Here is a 14,399-nt window from a genome sequence, read left to right on the forward strand (position 1 = left end):
CACCGGAGCGTTGAGAACGGTTTAATATAACGCTACCTTGCGCACGCAAGGCTGGACCACCCTACCCACCGCCGATTCCGCGAAACAAACATGCAATCCCCTGCCCAGCTCATGAGCGGGCTGCTCGACTACCTGGTCGAGCAAGCCAAAGACATCGATCCAGCAGCTTTTACATTGTCGAAGGCTACCGAGTTCAAGAAGACCTACGCCGACCTGGAGGCGCTGCCCTGGATCGACTTCGACGTCGACACCGATGGCGAGCCCGTCTGGATGCGGGTGCACCGCCTCGAGGCGATGCGCGCGCCCAGCCTTCCGGAGCCCGAGCTTGCCCCGTTCCTGACGATCGGCGACGACCCTGCGGCCCGTCCGCCGGCCTTGAAGGAAGCGACGCTGGCGAGCGCCCGGAACGAGGACGCCCGCGTCCTCGGTGAAGAACAGGCCGAGCAGCGCGACCGGCAGCGCCGCGCGCGGGCCGGCCGCCTGCTGGAGGTCTACACGCAGCACTGGAACGACTGGGCCATGCGGGAGCGGCCGCGGCGCCAGGTGATGAGCCTTTATGCCGACCTGTTCGCGCTGAAGACGCGCCTGGAATCCGAAGAGGCGGTGCGCCCGACGGAGCTGGTCTGGGGCATGGGGGTGTCGTCGTGGCGTATTCCGGGCACTGAGGAATCCGCTTCGCCGCCGGCTGTCGACTTCCATTACCCCTTGATCACCCAGGCGGTGGAACTCGAGATCGACAACGCCAGCCACGCCATCGCCGTGCGTCCGCGCCAGGTGGAGCCGCGCCTGGAGCTCGACGCCTTTGCCGCCTGCGCCGTGCCCGGCATCGGCGATGTCGAGCGCGCCGCCCGCGCCCTGTTGCGCGACCGCCCGGACATGGCGGTTTCTCCCTTCGACCCGACCACCGTCGAACCGATCCTGAGCCTGGTCGCCGGCAAGCTCGCGGCATCGGCGCGGTATGACCGTGAAGCCGCCGGCGCCCCGGACGCCGGCGACGAGCTGGTGGTGACAAACCAGTGGGTCGTGTTCACCCGTCCGCGCGCCAGCCATTTCCTGATCGACGACATCGCGCGCCTGAAGGAGCGCGTCAGCGCCGGCAATGCGATTCCGGACGGCCCGCTCGGCATCGTCACGCCACCTGGCCAGGCCGTGATCGAGCACGAAGCGATCGCCTTCCGCGGCTTGTCCGGCCGCGCGGCCAGCCATGGCGAAGCGCGCGAGCTGTACTTCCCCTTGCCCTACAACCGCGAACAGGAGACGATCGTCCAGCAGCTCGCGCGCTCCCCGGGCGTGGCGGTCCAGGGCCCGCCCGGCACCGGCAAGACCCATACGATCGCCAACATCATCAGCCACTACCTGGCATCGGGAAAGCGCATCCTGGTCACCTCCAAGGGCGAACCGGCATTGAAGGTACTGCAGGAGAAGATTCCGGCGTCGATCCGCCCGCTCACGGTGGCGCTGCTGTCCGGCGACAAGGAGGGCATGCGCCAGTTCCAGGCGTCGATCGAGGCGATCATCCACACCCTCACCCATCTGAACCCGCAGATCGAGATCGATGCGATCGCCACCTGCCGCGCCGCCCTCGACCGCGCGCATGAAGAGATGGCGCGGATCGACTCCCGTATCGACGACATCGCGCGCGCCCACCTGGGCGAGATCGACGTCGACGGCGTGCCGATGCGGGCACAGAAGATGGCCGAGCTGGTGATCCATGGTCACGCGCAGTTCGGCTGGTTCGACGACGGCTTGTCGCTGTCGGCGCAGCACGCGCCGCCATTCGGCGACGAGGCCGGCATGGCGCTGCGCGAGGCGCGGCGCCGGCTCGGCGCCGACCTGGTCTACTGCCATGCCGATGTCCCGGCTTCCGGCATGTTGCCTCCCCCTGCCGAGCTCGGGCGCCTGCACGAGCTGCTCCAGACGCTAGGCGAGATCGAGCGCGACGAGGCGGCCGGCGTGCTGCTCCCGCTGCGCGCTTCCACGCCGGAGGTGCTCGGACATGCGCGCCAGCTGCTTGCGTCGCTTGACGTGGCAGCCGCGCTGGTGCGCGAACTCGAAGAGTCCGGGCATGACTGGGTCTTCGCCCTGCGCGAGAAATGCCGGCGCGCCGATTTCGCCACCGAACGCAGCTCCCTCGAGGCGCTGTTCTCGGAGATGGACGCGCTCCTGCAGGCCAGGGCAGAATTCATGCAACGGCCGGTCAGCGCGCCGCGCGAAGCGCTGGAACATCCGAAGGCGCTCGACGCCATCGCGCGCGGCGCCGAATCCGGCAAGCCCTTTGGTTTCCTTGCCTTCGGCGCCGGCGACATCAAGCCGCACGTCAACGCCATCCGCGTTGCCGGCCTTGCGCCAGCCTCGAGCGCGGACTGGGCGCACGTGCAGCGCTTCGCGGCACTGCACACGCGGCTGCTGTCCTTCGTGGTGCGCTGGAACGCGTTTGCCGAACTGCTCTCCCTGCCACTGCTGCAGCCGGAGGTCGGCCAGCTGCGCGCGGTCGAACAGGTCACGCTCGCCGCACGCCGGGCCAACACCCTGGCGACGACGCACGACCGCATGCTCCCTGGCCTGGCCGAACAGGTATTCGTCCGGGCGCCCCAGGACGAGCTGCTGGGGCGGCACGCCGACCTGGCCCGTGTCCGCGAACAGCTGCGCCGCCACCTCACGCGCGCCGAACTGGCAGAGGCAATGACGAGCATGGCCACGCTCCGGGAGAAGCTGGCGGGCAGCACCGGTCCTGTCTCGGAACGGCTGCGCGGCCTGGTCGGCCATGCATTGGGCAGCGCGGACCTGCCCGCCGAGGGCGTCGTGGCCGACTATGCCGACATCCTGCTTGACATCCGGCGGGTCGAGGCGCTGGCGCCGGTCCTTGCCACCGTGCGCCAACTGGCCGGCGAGATCGCACGCCATGGCGCCCCCAAGCTGGCCGCACGCGTGCTGTCAAGGCCGGTCGACGCCGCCGGTGACGATACGGTCTTTCCGGTACGCTGGCGCGACGCCTGGACCTGGGCGCGCCTGAAGGCCCACCTGGACGCCCTCGACGACCGCGACGAGATGCGCACGCTGGCGGCGCGCCGGCGCGAGCTCGAGAAGGGTCTGGCCCGCCTGTATGAAACCCTGGTCTCGAGATCGGCCTGGCTCGCAACCCGGCGCCAGGCCGGCCAGAACGTCCTGACGGCACTCGAAACCTACCGCATCGCCATGCGCAAGATCGGCAAGGGCACCGGCGTCAACGCCGGGCGCTACCGCCGCGACGCCCAGGGGGCGATGGTGGACGCGCAGGCGGCCGTTCCCTGCTGGATCATGAGCCACGCCCGCGTGTCGGAGTCGCTGCCGGCCACGCTCGGCGCCTTCGACCTGGTCATCGTGGACGAGGCGAGCCAGTCCGACCTGTGGGCCTTGCCGGCGGTCCTGCGCGGCAAGCAGATCCTCGTGGTCGGCGACGACAAGCAGGTCTCGCCCGAGGCAGGCTTCGTATCAAGCGCCAAGATCGTCGACCTGCGCCGGCGCTTCCTGGCCGGCCAGCCCTTCGAAGCGGTGCTCACCGCCGACATGTCGCTGTACGACATTGCCTCTTCGGTATTCGCCGCGTCGCGCGTCATGCTGCGCGAGCACTTCCGCTGCGTGCAGCCGATCATCGCCTACAGCAACCGGGTGTTCTACAAGGACTTCATCCAGCCGCTGCGGATCCCGAAGGCTTCCGAGCGGCTCGACCCGCCGCTGGTCGACGTCTTCGTCGCCAACGGCTACCGGACGGCCAAGTCCCAGAATCCGCCCGAGGCCGAGTTCATCGCGGCCGAGATCGAAGCGATCATCCGCGACCCGGCGCTGCGCGAGCGCACGCTCGGCGTGGTATCCCTGCTCGGGCCCGAACAGGCCCAGTGGATCGACAAGCTGGTGCGCTCCCGCGTCGAGGCGGCGGAGCTGGCGCGCCGCAATTTCGCCTGTGGCGACGCGCGCATCTTCCAGGGCAGCGAGCGCGACATCGTCTTCCTGAGCATGGTGGCCGACAGCAGGAACCACCATGCCCTGTCGGGCCTGCAGTACGACCAGCGCTTCAACGTGGCCGCATCGCGGGCGCGCGACCGCATGTACCTGGTGCGCTCGGTGCGCCTGGAAGAATTGTCCACCGCCGACCTGCGCCGCACCCTGGTCGAACATTTTGCGAAACCTGTCGAGAGCAATGACGAAGCGAGCAGCCTGATTGCCCTGTGCGAATCCGGTTTCGAACGCGAGGTCTACACCGAACTGTTCAAGCGTGGCTACCGCGTCATTCCGCAGGTGCCGGCTGCCGGCTACCGCATCGACATGGTGGTCGAGGGCGCGGACGACCGGCGCCTGGCGATCGAGCTCGATGGCGACGAGTTCCACGGGCCGGACCGGTGGGCGGCCGACATGGGGCGCCAGCGCGTGCTGGAACGGGCCGGATGGATCTTCTGGCGCTGCTTCGCCTCGACCTGGTCGCTCCAGCGCGACGCGGTGCTGGCCGAGCTGCTCGCGCAACTGGCCAGCATGGGGATCGAACCCCTCGGGGCGATGGCGCGCATCCCGTCGCTGGTCGAGTACCGTGAATGGGGACGGGATGCGAAGCCGGGCGCCGACGACGCTGCGGGACGCATGCTCGAAGAGGTCATTGCTGGCGATGCGACCGATACGACCGCGCCTGCCTTGAGGTGACCGGATCGAGGGTGGCAAGGGCCGCTGGCTGAGCTCTGTGCTATCTCGCCAGAACCCATCACTTTCGCTTCGAACCCCTCCTCCGGCGTCAGGAATCGGGGCGGGGGTCGGCGCTGTCCAGGTCTTTTCCGCCATCCAGGACCACCGCGGCCCGCTCCATGCCCATGCTGTCCGACAGCGAATGGCGATCTTCCTCGTCGGCTTCCGGTGGGTCGAGCATATCGGCGAGCATCGCCTGGAGCTCCGGGGTATCCCAGGGCAGGCCATTGCGCTCCCTGGTGTGAATGTAATGCCTGATCTCGCTGTCCTGCTCCGGGCTCAGGGGCAGGCCGCGAAACGTGTTCGCAGGGTCGGGCATGATCATGATCCCTCCTATGAAGTGGCGACCAGCATCCCGAGCCTACGCGCATTGCCGCTTGACGGGCGCACCGCACACCGGTGTGCGGGTCGTCCCCGCCGCCTGGCGCCGCTCAGGCAGCCGGGCGGCCAAAGAAGAAGCGCAGCATTTCTTCGCTGGCCTTGGGCCCCAGGGTATCAACATGACTGCCGCGCAGGTCGCCACCCGACCAGGCGTGGCCGGCGCCGTGCACGGTCCATTGCTCGGCCAGCACGCCGCCCCTGGCTTCGCGATGCACATGGCGGGTGAACGCACGCCCGCCGGCACGGCCGGTTTCGGCCACCATGGCGACGCCGGCATCCGCAGCCTGCCTGTGCAGCGCATGGTTGTCGAGCGACTGGCGTACCACACCGCTGCCGTTCGCTCGATGGACCGTGGCGTCGGCATCGCCATGGAAGACGATCACCGGCACGACGGCATGCGTCCGCGGCGGCGCGGGCGCGGACGGATCGGGACCATTGCGCATCGCCAGCATCGCGCTGGCGTCGCAGCTCGCGCTGCCGTGGGCCAGTCCGGAATGACAGCCGACCGCGCTGAACAGGTCGGGATACGTGCGTCCCAGGATGACCGCCATGGCGCCGCCCGCGGACAGGCCCGCGACCGCGACGCGTGCGGGATCCACCGCATGCTCGGTCATGATGCGCCGGGTCAGTCCCGCGAGCAGCGCCGGCTCGCCCGCGCCGCGCCGATGATGGGTAGGTTCGTACCAGTTCCAGCACCTGTTCCAGTGTGCGCTGCAAGGCTGCTCGGGGTACAGGACCATGCAGGCATGCTCCTCGGCCAGGGCGTTCATGCCGGTGCCGACGGCAAAATCGGCGGCGTCCTGGCCGCAACCGTGCAGCATGACGACCAGCGGCATCGGCTGGTCACGTTCGCCGTGGGGAATGAACAGGCGGTAGCGGAGCGCCTGCCCTCCTTCCTCGTGAAATCCGTACGTGAACCGGCTGCGGGTGGTGGGCTGGACGGGCATGCCGTTCCAGGGGAAGGCCAATGACGACCACGCGTCGAAAACGGTGTTGAACATGTGCGGGTTCCTTGTTGATGTAATGGATGGTCTCCCGAGACGGAAGCGGCGGCGAGACCGCATGGTCAGCGCCGCCGCGAGGGATGGCCCCGGAGGGCCAGGGTGAGTCGTGAAGATCAGCGCGCCGGGGACGGGACCTTGTTCTCGGCCTGGCTGTTGCCGCCGCCTTGCACGTTGCGGGTGCCACTGGGCGGGCCGGCCTGGCCGCCAGGCTTCACGCCCGCGCCATCGGCGCCGCTTTGCAGGTTGCCGAGGAACTGGGCGCCGATCCTGGCGCCGCGCTCGGCCTCCTGCTTGAAGGCATCGCGCGATGTCTTCATGGTTTCCTCCTGCTGGCGCAAGCTCTTGTCGGTTTCCTCGACCGAGACGCGCGTCACCTCGTCGGCCAGCGCACGGGCGGTACGGGAGGTTTCCTGGCCATGCTGCTCGGCCACCCGGGTCAGGTCGACCTGGGTGCTCGCGGCGAGCTGCGACAGCTGTTGCTGGTAGGAACGCAGCTTGTCGGTGGCGGGCTGGGCACGCGAGGCTGCCGCCGACAACGCGTCGGTGGGGCGCTCGGTGGCCAGCATGCGCTGGGCGGTGCTGGTGGTTTCCTCGAGCAGGCTCTGGCCCAGCTGCATGTTCAGCTGGAAGACCTGCTGCAAGGAGCGCGAGATGGTCTGCGACAGCTCGTTCAGGAACGCGGTCTGTGCCTCGATGTGGGAACGCACGGCGGGAGTGACGGATTGGGGGTATGGATACATGGAGTACCTTTCGGGGAATGGAATGATGTGGGCACGCGCGCGCCGAACGCGGCGCGTTGACATGTCTGGCGGGAATGGCAGCACGGCGGATGCCGTCTGGGAGAGGACGATCACCAAGGATCGCGTTTGACCTTCACACTATGCGCTCTTTTTCGCGCCTGTGCGGGCGCTTTGCCAATCTATTTTCGGGGAATAACAAGCGGCAAGAGATTGCCTGGAGAATGCGCCCTGGTTTCAGGCGACGTGGAACAGAACGGCGATGTAGTGGCAGGCACTGCCGGCGAGGACGAACAGATGCCAGATGCCGTGGCCATGGCGCAGCTTGTGGTCGGTGGCGTAGAACGCGATGCCGCCCGTATAGAGCAGCCCGCCGGCCGCCAGCCAGGCGAAGCCGGCACGGCCGAGCGCATCGACCAGGGGGCCAATGGCGAGCAGGGCAAGCCAGCCCATCACCAGATAGACCACGAGCGACAGGACACGTGCCCGGCTTGCATGGCAGAGCTCCTGGACGACCCCGAACAGGGCCAGCGCCCACACCACGCCGAACATCGTCCAGCCCAGGGTTCCGCGCAGCGTGACGAGCGTGAACGGCGTATACGTGCCTGCGATCAGGAGATAGATGGCGCAATGGTCCATCTTGCGCAGCACGTCCTTGGCGGCGCCGCGCACGCTGTGGTAAAGGGTGGACGTCAGGTACAGGACCAGCAGCGTGAGCGCGTAGATGCTGCAGGCGACGATCTTCCATGGGTCACCGCCGAGCGCAGTCACGGCGACCAGGAGCACGCCGCTGAGGGCTGCGAGAACCGTTCCCACCGCATGGGAGATGCTGTTGAAGCGTTCACCGTGATCCATATGGCCCGTCAGCGGCTGGCATGTCGCTGGTAATCGGCCATGGCGGATTCGATCAGCATCCTGGCAGACTGCGATCTCCAGTGCCGGGAAACGTACAATTCGCCCTCCTCCAGCTGGCTGGATACTTGCACAGCGTCGTCCCCATCGAGCAAGGCAGCGCCGGTATCACCGGGTGGCGCCGGATCCAGTTGCTCCCACCTTGTCCGGAGGCGGTCGAGGACGGCGCAGATCTCGTCCCGCTTGACGCCGTGCTGGGCCAGATAGGGAACGATCTCCTGCGCAATCGCCCCCCACTGGACAAATACCTTGGCTGGGAACTCCAGGACTGTATGCATCGCTTGCTCCGTGTAGTCGAAGTGGGCTGGGAATCGCGCGCGATCCGTGGGAATGACGCAGCAGGCCGGGATCGTCGCAGAAACGGGTCCGGCTTATTCCAGTGCGGATTGACGGCGGCGACAGGACGAAACCAGGACACTATGCGCCCCACCGCCCCCGTACGGGAGAAAAAAGTGTAAGTATTCGTTCGATGTGAACATCGCGTGTGCCCGTACAAATGGGCACGGCCTCATGCATCGCTACGCAGCATTGCCCCCATCCGGTCGGCATCGACAGGCCGGCTGAAAAAATAGCCCTGTCCTTCGCCACAGCCATGCAGCTTGAGGAAATCGAGTTGCACCGCGTTCTCGATGCCTTCCGCGATGACGCGCTGGCGCAGGCTCTTCCCCATGCCGATCACGGCGCTCACGATGGCGCCGTTGCCCTCCGGGTTGCCGTCGATCGCCCGCACGAAGGACTGGTCGATCTTGAGCACGTCGATCGGGAATTCGTTCAGGTAGCTCAGGCTGGAGTAGCCGGTGCCGAAGTCATCGACGGCAATCTGCACGCCCATCGCCTTGAACTTCGCAAGCAGGCGAGCACTGGCCGCGACATCGCGCATCAGCACGCTCTCGGTCAGTTCCAGTTGCAGCCAGGCCGGGTCGACGCCGGTTGCCTCGAAGATGGCAAGCGCGTGGTCGAAAAAGTCGCGGTGACGAAACTCCATGGCGGACACATTGACCGCGATCGATACCGGCGCCACTCCGCTGTCGCGCCAGCGCACCGCCTGCGCGCAGGCTTCGCGCAAGACCCACCGCCCGAGGGGAACCACCAGGCCGCACTCCTCGGCAATGTGAATGAAACGCTCCGGCAGGACCATTCCCCATTCGGGGTGTTCCCAGCGCAGCAGGGCCTCGACACCGGTGATCGTCCGGTTTTCCAGGTCCAGCTTGGGCTGGTAATACAGTGCGAATTCGGCGCGTTCGAGCGCCCGGCGCAGGTTGCTTTCGACGAGCTGGCGCTCGACGGCGCGCGCATTCATGTCGTGGCGAAAGAACTGGTAACCGTTACGGCCGCGCTCCTTGGCGTGGTACATCGCGGTATCGGCATTCTTGATCAGGGCGGCGGCATCCAGGCCGTCGAACGGAAAGACGCTGATGCCGATGCTCGTGGAGGTATGCAGTTGATGTCCATCGACCGCGAAAGGGCTCGACATCGCGACCAGGATCTTCTCGGCCGCCAGCGCCGCATCCTGCGGGCGCCGCTCGGCCGCCAGCAGGACCACGAACTCGTCGCCGCCGTGCCGGCTGACCGTATCGGACGTGCGCACGCACTGGAGCAGGCGCGCGGCGACGGCTTGCAGCAAGTGGTCGCCGACGCCGTGGCCGAGGGAGTCGTTGATGTGCTTGAACTTGTCGAGGTCGAGGAAAAGCAGTGCCGGGCAGGTATTGCTGCGCCTGGCCAATGCGATGGCCTGGGTGATGCGGTCGTTCAGGAGGACACGGTTGGGCAGGCTGGTCAGGAAATCGTGCTGGGCGAGGTGCTTCATCTTCGTGCTCAGTGCGACAGCCGCAGAAATGTCTCTGAAGATCATGACAGCACCCACAAGCTGTCCATTCCAATCGAAGATGGGCGCGGCCGAATCCTCGATCCTCCTGCGCTTGCCATGTCGATCCACGAGGACGACTTCCCCGCTCAAGCCCTCGGGCCGGCCGGCCCGCAGGACGGCCTCCACCGGATTGACGACCGTAGCATCCGCATCGCCTTCGACCATGACGAGGACTTCCGCGATGGGCCGCCCCCTGGCTTCATCGCGTTTCCACCCGGTCATCAGTTCGGCCGCGATGTTCAGGTAGTCGACCCGCCCATGCATGTCGACCGAGACGACGGCGTCGCCGATCGAGTTCAGCGTAATCTGCGCGCGTGCCTGGACAGCGTCCAGCTTCTGCTCGACCCGCATGCGCTCGATAATATTGCGCAGGGATTGCGGCACCAGGTTATTGTCAAAGTAGCCCTTCGACAACCAGCCCTGCGCGCCGCGCTGGACCGCCTCCCTGGCCTGCTGCTCTTGGGCGAGCGCACACAGCGCCATGATCGGCGTATGACGCGCCGCCGCGAAGACCTGGTCGAAACTTGCCAGGCCGCTGCTGTCCGGCAGGCACATGTCCAGCAGGATCGCATCGATCCCGCCCTGCGCAATGCGGTGCAGGCCGTCTGCCAGGGTCGCGGCGTCTTCCACGACGAAGGGGCCGTCGGATGCATTGCCCAGGGCGTGGCGCAAGCTCCCGACGTCGCCGGGGTCGGGGGAAATGATCAGGATGCGGTTTTCCATACTGCCTGGGTGAATACCTTCCAGATCCGCGCCGGCCCAAGCCGTCAATACAATGCATGCTAGCACGGCGCACGAGCGCCGTCGCGCGAATCGCTTGCTTCGCGCCCCGGGCATGCGCGGATCTCCCGCACGTGCCTCCGGATGGGAGTACACTGTGACATCGCCGCCGCAGCTTTGTGGCGGCCCTGCCCTTCCGGTCGCCGACCATTCGCTGCAAGTCGCGAGCACTGCCGCAGGCAACCCACATCAGCCCGCACGCTGCGGGCCGTACCACGCACCGCGATTCCACCGGCATCGTCCATGCGCGCATCCCGGGCATTCCCGCACCGCCGGCAAGCATGCTTTTTTCATTCATGGCAGCAGGAGGGCATCATGCGACACAAGCTCAAGGCGGTCTTCGACGACCGCGGCAAGGCCCAGCAGGCGCTGGACGTCCTGCTCGCCTCCGGATACGCGCGCGCCGATACCGGCCTGGCAAGCATCGCCGGCGCGCGTTCCGCGACCGCGGGCGACGCACCTCCCCCGAAGTGGCGCGAGCGCCCCGGCGCCTCGAGCGCGCGCCTGCTCTCCCGCTTGCTCGGCCAGGCAGGCAGCCGCCCGGCGGCGGCGGCTGCGATGGGCAAGGTGGACAGCCATGTCCTTACCCTGTGGACCGATTCGACGCACGATGCCAGGCGTGCCGCCGTCCTGATTGCCGGTTTCATGCGCACTGGCGGCGAGGAGGTCGGCACGCGCCCATTCGGTGGGCGAACGGACATCGACCAAGCGGCGCGTGCGGCCTACCGTTTCGGCCATGACCTGCACGAGAGCCCGCGCTACCGCAACCGTTCATGGCATGAGGCGGATGCAGACCTGAAGGTGTTGTGGGAAGCGAGCGATCCGGAGCGACCCCGATGGGACCTGGCCGCGCCGGCGGTCCGCCTGGGCTGGGACAGCACGCATCCCGAGATCGACGACGACAGCTATCGCCGGAACCACTGGAGGACGCGTTACGCCAGCGGCGCGCTGGACGCCGGCGCATCGCGCGGCCCCGGTTCGGACCAAGCGGCGCCCGCGCCTGGAAGCGCGCCGGGAAGCAGGCATCCGGGCCAGCCCACGGCCTGGGAAAACTTCATGGACGCCGTCAAGCACGGCTGGAGCAGTATCCGGGTCGGCGATGACATGGACGAGGACGACTATCGTGTTCATCACGCCCGCACCTATCCCGGCACGCATTACGAGGATCTCGCCCCGGTCTACCGCTACGGCCATCACGTGCGCCGCAGGAGCATGTTCGCGGGCCGTGGCTGGGATGAGGTGGAAAGCCAGTTGCGGACCGAATGGGAGCGCGGACATCGGGAGGGCAAGCCATCGACCTGGGACGAGATCCGGGCGGCCCTGCACCACGGCTGGGACCGGACAAAGACCTGATCGGCCGGCACCTGCCGGCTTCCTGTCCTTGCGCGACTGCCTGGCCGGGGTGCCGCGCCGTACGCAGCGGGCGGATTTCGTATACAGTCCGCCCTCGGCACAAAAGAGAGGAACAATGGAACTGACGAACGAGGTGACACTCGACGGCGACGTGTATTGCTTCGAGGACGCTGAACGGGTGACCGAAGCGCGCGCATGGATCGATGCGAACGGCAAGGACAGCACGCGCTTCCGAAACGCCTTTCCCGACGCGCGTCCGGTAAGCACGCATCCATACGGCTCGGGCGGCCAGCGCCGTCATTAGCACGACAGGACGCCCGCGGGCCTAGCGCCGCAACTCCGACATGATGTTCTCGGCCATGAAGTCGCAGGGCGGGCGCCGCGACTTGCTGCTGCGCGCGAGGATGACTTCCAGCGCATCGGGTTCCGGCAGGCCCTGCGCCTGGCCGAGCTGGCTCAGGTGCGCCGGCACCGCGCAGCGCGCCAGCGGCGCGATGGCCAGGCCCGCTTCGACCATGCTGAGCAGCCCCATCAGGCTCGGGCTTTCATACGAGGTCCGGTAAGGAATCCGTGCCCGTTCCAGGCTGCGGATCGCGTTCTCGCGCGCCACGCTGCCGGGCAGGAAAACGGCGATCGGCAGCGGCCGCTCGCGCCAGATCTCGTGCACGCTGGGCGAGGCGGCCCAGACCATCGGTTCGAAGCGCACGAACTCACCCGACAAGCCCTTGACGCGCGTGGCGCACACCAGGTCGACCGTGCCGTCCTTCACCATGGGCGCAAGCGCCACGCTCGGCAGGCCGACCACCTGGATCTCCACCTTTGGATAGGTGGCGGAAAACTTCTTGAGGATAGGCGGCAGCAGGGACGAGGCATAGTCGTCGGGCACGCCGAGCACGACCCGGCCGGTGACGTCGGGCCGGACCACCGCGGCCCAGGCTTCGTCGCGCAGGGCCAGCATGCGCCGCGCGTAGCTGAGCAGGACCTCGCCGTCCTGCGTCGGCGTGACGCTGCGCGGCCTGCGTACGAACAGGGGCTTGCCGAGCGCGGTCTCGAGCGTCTTGATTTGCATGCTGACCGCCGATTGCGAGCGGTGGACGACTTCCGCCGCGCGGCTGATGTTGCCGGTATCGGCCACCGCCACGATCATGGCCAGGACGTCCAGGTCGAGTGCTTTCACATGTATCAGAAAAACAGATAGATGCCTTCAATATTATGCGATTTTCTTAAGTGACGCCATCGTGCATAGTGTTGGAAAGGAGCCAGACATGAACGCAGCCACCGATCCACGCATCTTTGCAGTCCCCGAGCTTTGCTTTGCCACCGTCGCGTCAGGCGTACGCATCCCCTACGTGGCATCCGGGTCCGGCGAAGCGCTGCTCTTCGTGCATGGTTCGCTGTGCGACTACCGCTACTGGAACAGCCAGACGGACGCCTTGTCGCAGCACTTTTCCTGCTTCTCGGTCAGCCTCAGCCACTATTGGCCTGTCGACGAGGCCGGCGCCCAGGGCGCTTTCAGCTGGCAGCTGCATGTCGCGGAACTGGCGGAGTTCATTCGGGCGATGAACCTCGGCCCGGTCCATCTGGTGGGCCACTCGCGCGGCGCATGCGTCGCCTTCAACCTGGCGCGTGCCTATCCGGAACTCGTGAAAACGCTGACCCTGGCGGATCCCGCCGGCCCGCTGGAGACCGGCGCGGCGCCACTGCCGCCATCGGCCGAGGCTGTCCGCACGCGCGTTGCCGAGCTGATCGAGGCTGGAGAGCTCGACGCGGGCCTGGAGCTGTTCGTCGACTCGGTCAGCATGCCCGGCATCTGGCGCAAGAGCCCGGCGTCGTTCCGCACCATGGCGATCGCGAATGCGGCAACGCTGCCGAAGCAGTTCCGCGATCCCTTGCCGGCCTATACCCGCGCCGGCGCGGCCGAGCTGCGCTGCAGGACCCTGCTCCTCGCGGGAGAGCGCAGCCCACGCATGTACCGCGATAACGTCGACCATCTGGCAGGCTGGATGGCACACGTGGACAAGCGCAGCATGGCGGGCGCGTCGCACGGGATGAACGTGACGCACGCGGCGGCGTTCAACCGCCTGCTCCATGCATTCCTGGGGAAACAGGCGGCATAGGCCGTGTCTGCGGCGCCGGTGACGGGCTTCGCGGGCAGCCCGACCGGCCATCAGTCCTCACCGTGCAGATGGGTTCTGATTGCCGGCCCCAGCAAGCGTTCCAGATCGATCAGGTGGACCTCGTCCCCATCGCACCCTACGGATCCGACGAGATAAGGACAACGTTCGACCAGCGCCTGGTCCGGGATGCGAATCGCGGCGTAGTCGACATTGACCGGTTCGCGGATACGGTCGACCAGCAGGGCGAACCTGCAGTGCTGGACGTTCGCGACCACCAGGCGGCTCCCCGTCATCGGCTTTTCCTTGCCCGAAGAAGAACGGAAGTCGACAAGCGGAATAATCTGTCCTTCGTAAGACATGACGAGTCCCTTGCCAAGGCGCACTGGAGCGTGGATCGGCGCCAGATCCAGCAGCTCGCAAAGACTGACTGCATCGAACGCCAGTTCGGTGCCCAGCGCCTCGACCCGTTGCAAGCGGATCTGCGCAAACATGTCGGAAAACCTCATGTACGGATCGGTGTCGTCAAATGAATGCATGC

The 14,399-nt window shown here is 67.0% G+C and carries 12 protein-coding genes; 4 read left to right on the forward strand and 8 right to left on the reverse strand.

The features are described 5' to 3' along the window. Window positions 1–90: 90 nt before the first annotated feature. On the forward strand, window positions 91–4,671 hold the full coding sequence (locus YWC_RS27775; protein WP_036212473.1) for a PDDEXK-like endonuclease domain-containing protein: 4,581 nt from the start codon (window positions 91–93) through the stop codon (window positions 4,669–4,671). 88 nt (window positions 4,672–4,759) lie between these two features. On the opposite strand, the gene YWC_RS0100695 is transcribed toward YWC_RS27775, so the two are convergent. From YWC_RS0100695 to YWC_RS0100720, 6 genes are all read right to left on the reverse strand, one after another. Beyond that, window positions 4,760–5,035: a hypothetical protein gene (locus YWC_RS0100695; RefSeq protein ID WP_027863655.1), complete on the reverse strand. Its 276-nt coding sequence runs from the start codon at window positions 5,033–5,035 to the stop codon at window positions 4,760–4,762. 106 nt (window positions 5,036–5,141) lie between these two features. Continuing rightward, window positions 5,142–6,092, reverse strand: coding sequence for an extracellular catalytic domain type 1 short-chain-length polyhydroxyalkanoate depolymerase (locus YWC_RS27780; RefSeq protein ID WP_036212481.1), 951 nt, complete (start codon window positions 6,090–6,092; stop codon window positions 5,142–5,144). A gap of 116 nt (window positions 6,093–6,208) precedes the next feature. Then, window positions 6,209–6,835 (reverse strand): phasin family protein, encoded by a 627-nt coding sequence (locus YWC_RS0100705; RefSeq protein ID WP_051306115.1) that lies wholly within the window; start codon window positions 6,833–6,835, stop codon window positions 6,209–6,211. Window positions 6,836–7,069: 234 nt separating this feature from the next. Further along, entirely contained in the window at window positions 7,070–7,687 is a 618-nt protein-coding gene (gene trhA, locus YWC_RS0100710) for a PAQR family membrane homeostasis protein TrhA (RefSeq protein WP_027863657.1), read from the reverse strand. Between the two features lie 8 nt (window positions 7,688–7,695). Continuing rightward, complete coding sequence (locus YWC_RS0100715; RefSeq protein ID WP_027863658.1) at window positions 7,696–8,022, reverse strand: hypothetical protein; 327 nt, start codon at window positions 8,020–8,022, stop codon at window positions 7,696–7,698. Between the two features lie 230 nt (window positions 8,023–8,252). Further along, a complete protein-coding gene (locus tag YWC_RS0100720; RefSeq protein ID WP_027863659.1) occupies window positions 8,253–10,334 on the reverse strand; it encodes a putative bifunctional diguanylate cyclase/phosphodiesterase in 2,082 nt (693 codons plus the stop codon). Between the two features lie 372 nt (window positions 10,335–10,706). Here YWC_RS0100720 and YWC_RS0100725 point away from each other — a divergent pair, with 372 nt between their 5' ends. Together YWC_RS0100725 and YWC_RS0100730 are read left to right on the forward strand one after the other, a co-directional pair. Then, window positions 10,707–11,744 (forward strand): hypothetical protein, encoded by a 1,038-nt coding sequence (locus YWC_RS0100725; RefSeq protein ID WP_027863660.1) that lies wholly within the window; start codon window positions 10,707–10,709, stop codon window positions 11,742–11,744. A gap of 115 nt (window positions 11,745–11,859) precedes the next feature. Next, window positions 11,860–12,048 (forward strand): hypothetical protein, encoded by a 189-nt coding sequence (locus tag YWC_RS0100730; RefSeq protein ID WP_027863661.1) that lies wholly within the window; start codon window positions 11,860–11,862, stop codon window positions 12,046–12,048. A 21-nt stretch (window positions 12,049–12,069) separates the two neighbouring features. Here the strand turns inward: YWC_RS0100730 and YWC_RS0100735 are convergent, their stop codons facing one another. Beyond that, window positions 12,070–12,891 carry a LysR substrate-binding domain-containing protein gene (locus YWC_RS0100735; protein ID WP_211238932.1) on the reverse strand — a complete coding sequence of 274 codons (822 nt, stop codon included), beginning with the start codon at window positions 12,889–12,891 and terminating at the stop codon, window positions 12,070–12,072. A 118-nt stretch (window positions 12,892–13,009) separates the two neighbouring features. Between YWC_RS0100735 and YWC_RS0100740 the strand changes: the two genes are divergently transcribed. Further along, window positions 13,010–13,861, forward strand: a complete 852-nt coding sequence (locus YWC_RS0100740) for an alpha/beta fold hydrolase (RefSeq protein WP_027863663.1) — start codon at window positions 13,010–13,012, stop codon at window positions 13,859–13,861. A gap of 50 nt (window positions 13,862–13,911) precedes the next feature. Here the strand turns inward: YWC_RS0100740 and YWC_RS0100745 are convergent, their stop codons facing one another. Next, window positions 13,912–14,397, reverse strand: coding sequence for a chemotaxis protein CheW (locus YWC_RS0100745; RefSeq protein ID WP_027863664.1), 486 nt, complete (start codon window positions 14,395–14,397; stop codon window positions 13,912–13,914). Window positions 14,398–14,399 lie beyond the last annotated feature (2 nt).

It is taken from the genome of Massilia alkalitolerans DSM 17462 (assembly GCF_000427785.1).
Lineage (GTDB): Bacteria > Pseudomonadota > Gammaproteobacteria > Burkholderiales > Burkholderiaceae_D > Telluria > Telluria alkalitolerans.

What these genes read in the sequence shown, in the direction of transcription:
- YWC_RS27775 (WP_036212473.1), top strand. Translation starts at nt 91, where the DNA reads ATGCAATCCCCTGCCCAGCTCATGAGCGGGCTGCTCGACTACCTGGTC.
- YWC_RS0100695 (WP_027863655.1), bottom strand. Translation starts at nt 5,035, where the DNA reads ATGATCATGCCCGACCCTGCGAACACGTTTCGCGGCCTGCCCCTGAGC.
- YWC_RS27780 (WP_036212481.1), bottom strand. Translation starts at nt 6,092, where the DNA reads ATGTTCAACACCGTTTTCGACGCGTGGTCGTCATTGGCCTTCCCCTGG.
- YWC_RS0100705 (WP_051306115.1), bottom strand. Translation starts at nt 6,835, where the DNA reads ATGTATCCATACCCCCAATCCGTCACTCCCGCCGTGCGTTCCCACATC.
- trhA (WP_027863657.1), bottom strand. Translation starts at nt 7,687, where the DNA reads ATGGATCACGGTGAACGCTTCAACAGCATCTCCCATGCGGTGGGAACG.
- YWC_RS0100715 (WP_027863658.1), bottom strand. Translation starts at nt 8,022, where the DNA reads ATGCATACAGTCCTGGAGTTCCCAGCCAAGGTATTTGTCCAGTGGGGG.
- YWC_RS0100720 (WP_027863659.1), bottom strand. Translation starts at nt 10,334, where the DNA reads ATGGAAAACCGCATCCTGATCATTTCCCCCGACCCCGGCGACGTCGGG.
- YWC_RS0100725 (WP_027863660.1), top strand. Translation starts at nt 10,707, where the DNA reads ATGCGACACAAGCTCAAGGCGGTCTTCGACGACCGCGGCAAGGCCCAG.
- YWC_RS0100730 (WP_027863661.1), top strand. Translation starts at nt 11,860, where the DNA reads ATGGAACTGACGAACGAGGTGACACTCGACGGCGACGTGTATTGCTTC.
- YWC_RS0100735 (WP_211238932.1), bottom strand. Translation starts at nt 12,891, where the DNA reads ATGATCGTGGCGGTGGCCGATACCGGCAACATCAGCCGCGCGGCGGAA.
- YWC_RS0100740 (WP_027863663.1), top strand. Translation starts at nt 13,010, where the DNA reads ATGAACGCAGCCACCGATCCACGCATCTTTGCAGTCCCCGAGCTTTGC.
- YWC_RS0100745 (WP_027863664.1), bottom strand. Translation starts at nt 14,397, where the DNA reads ATGCATTCATTTGACGACACCGATCCGTACATGAGGTTTTCCGACATG.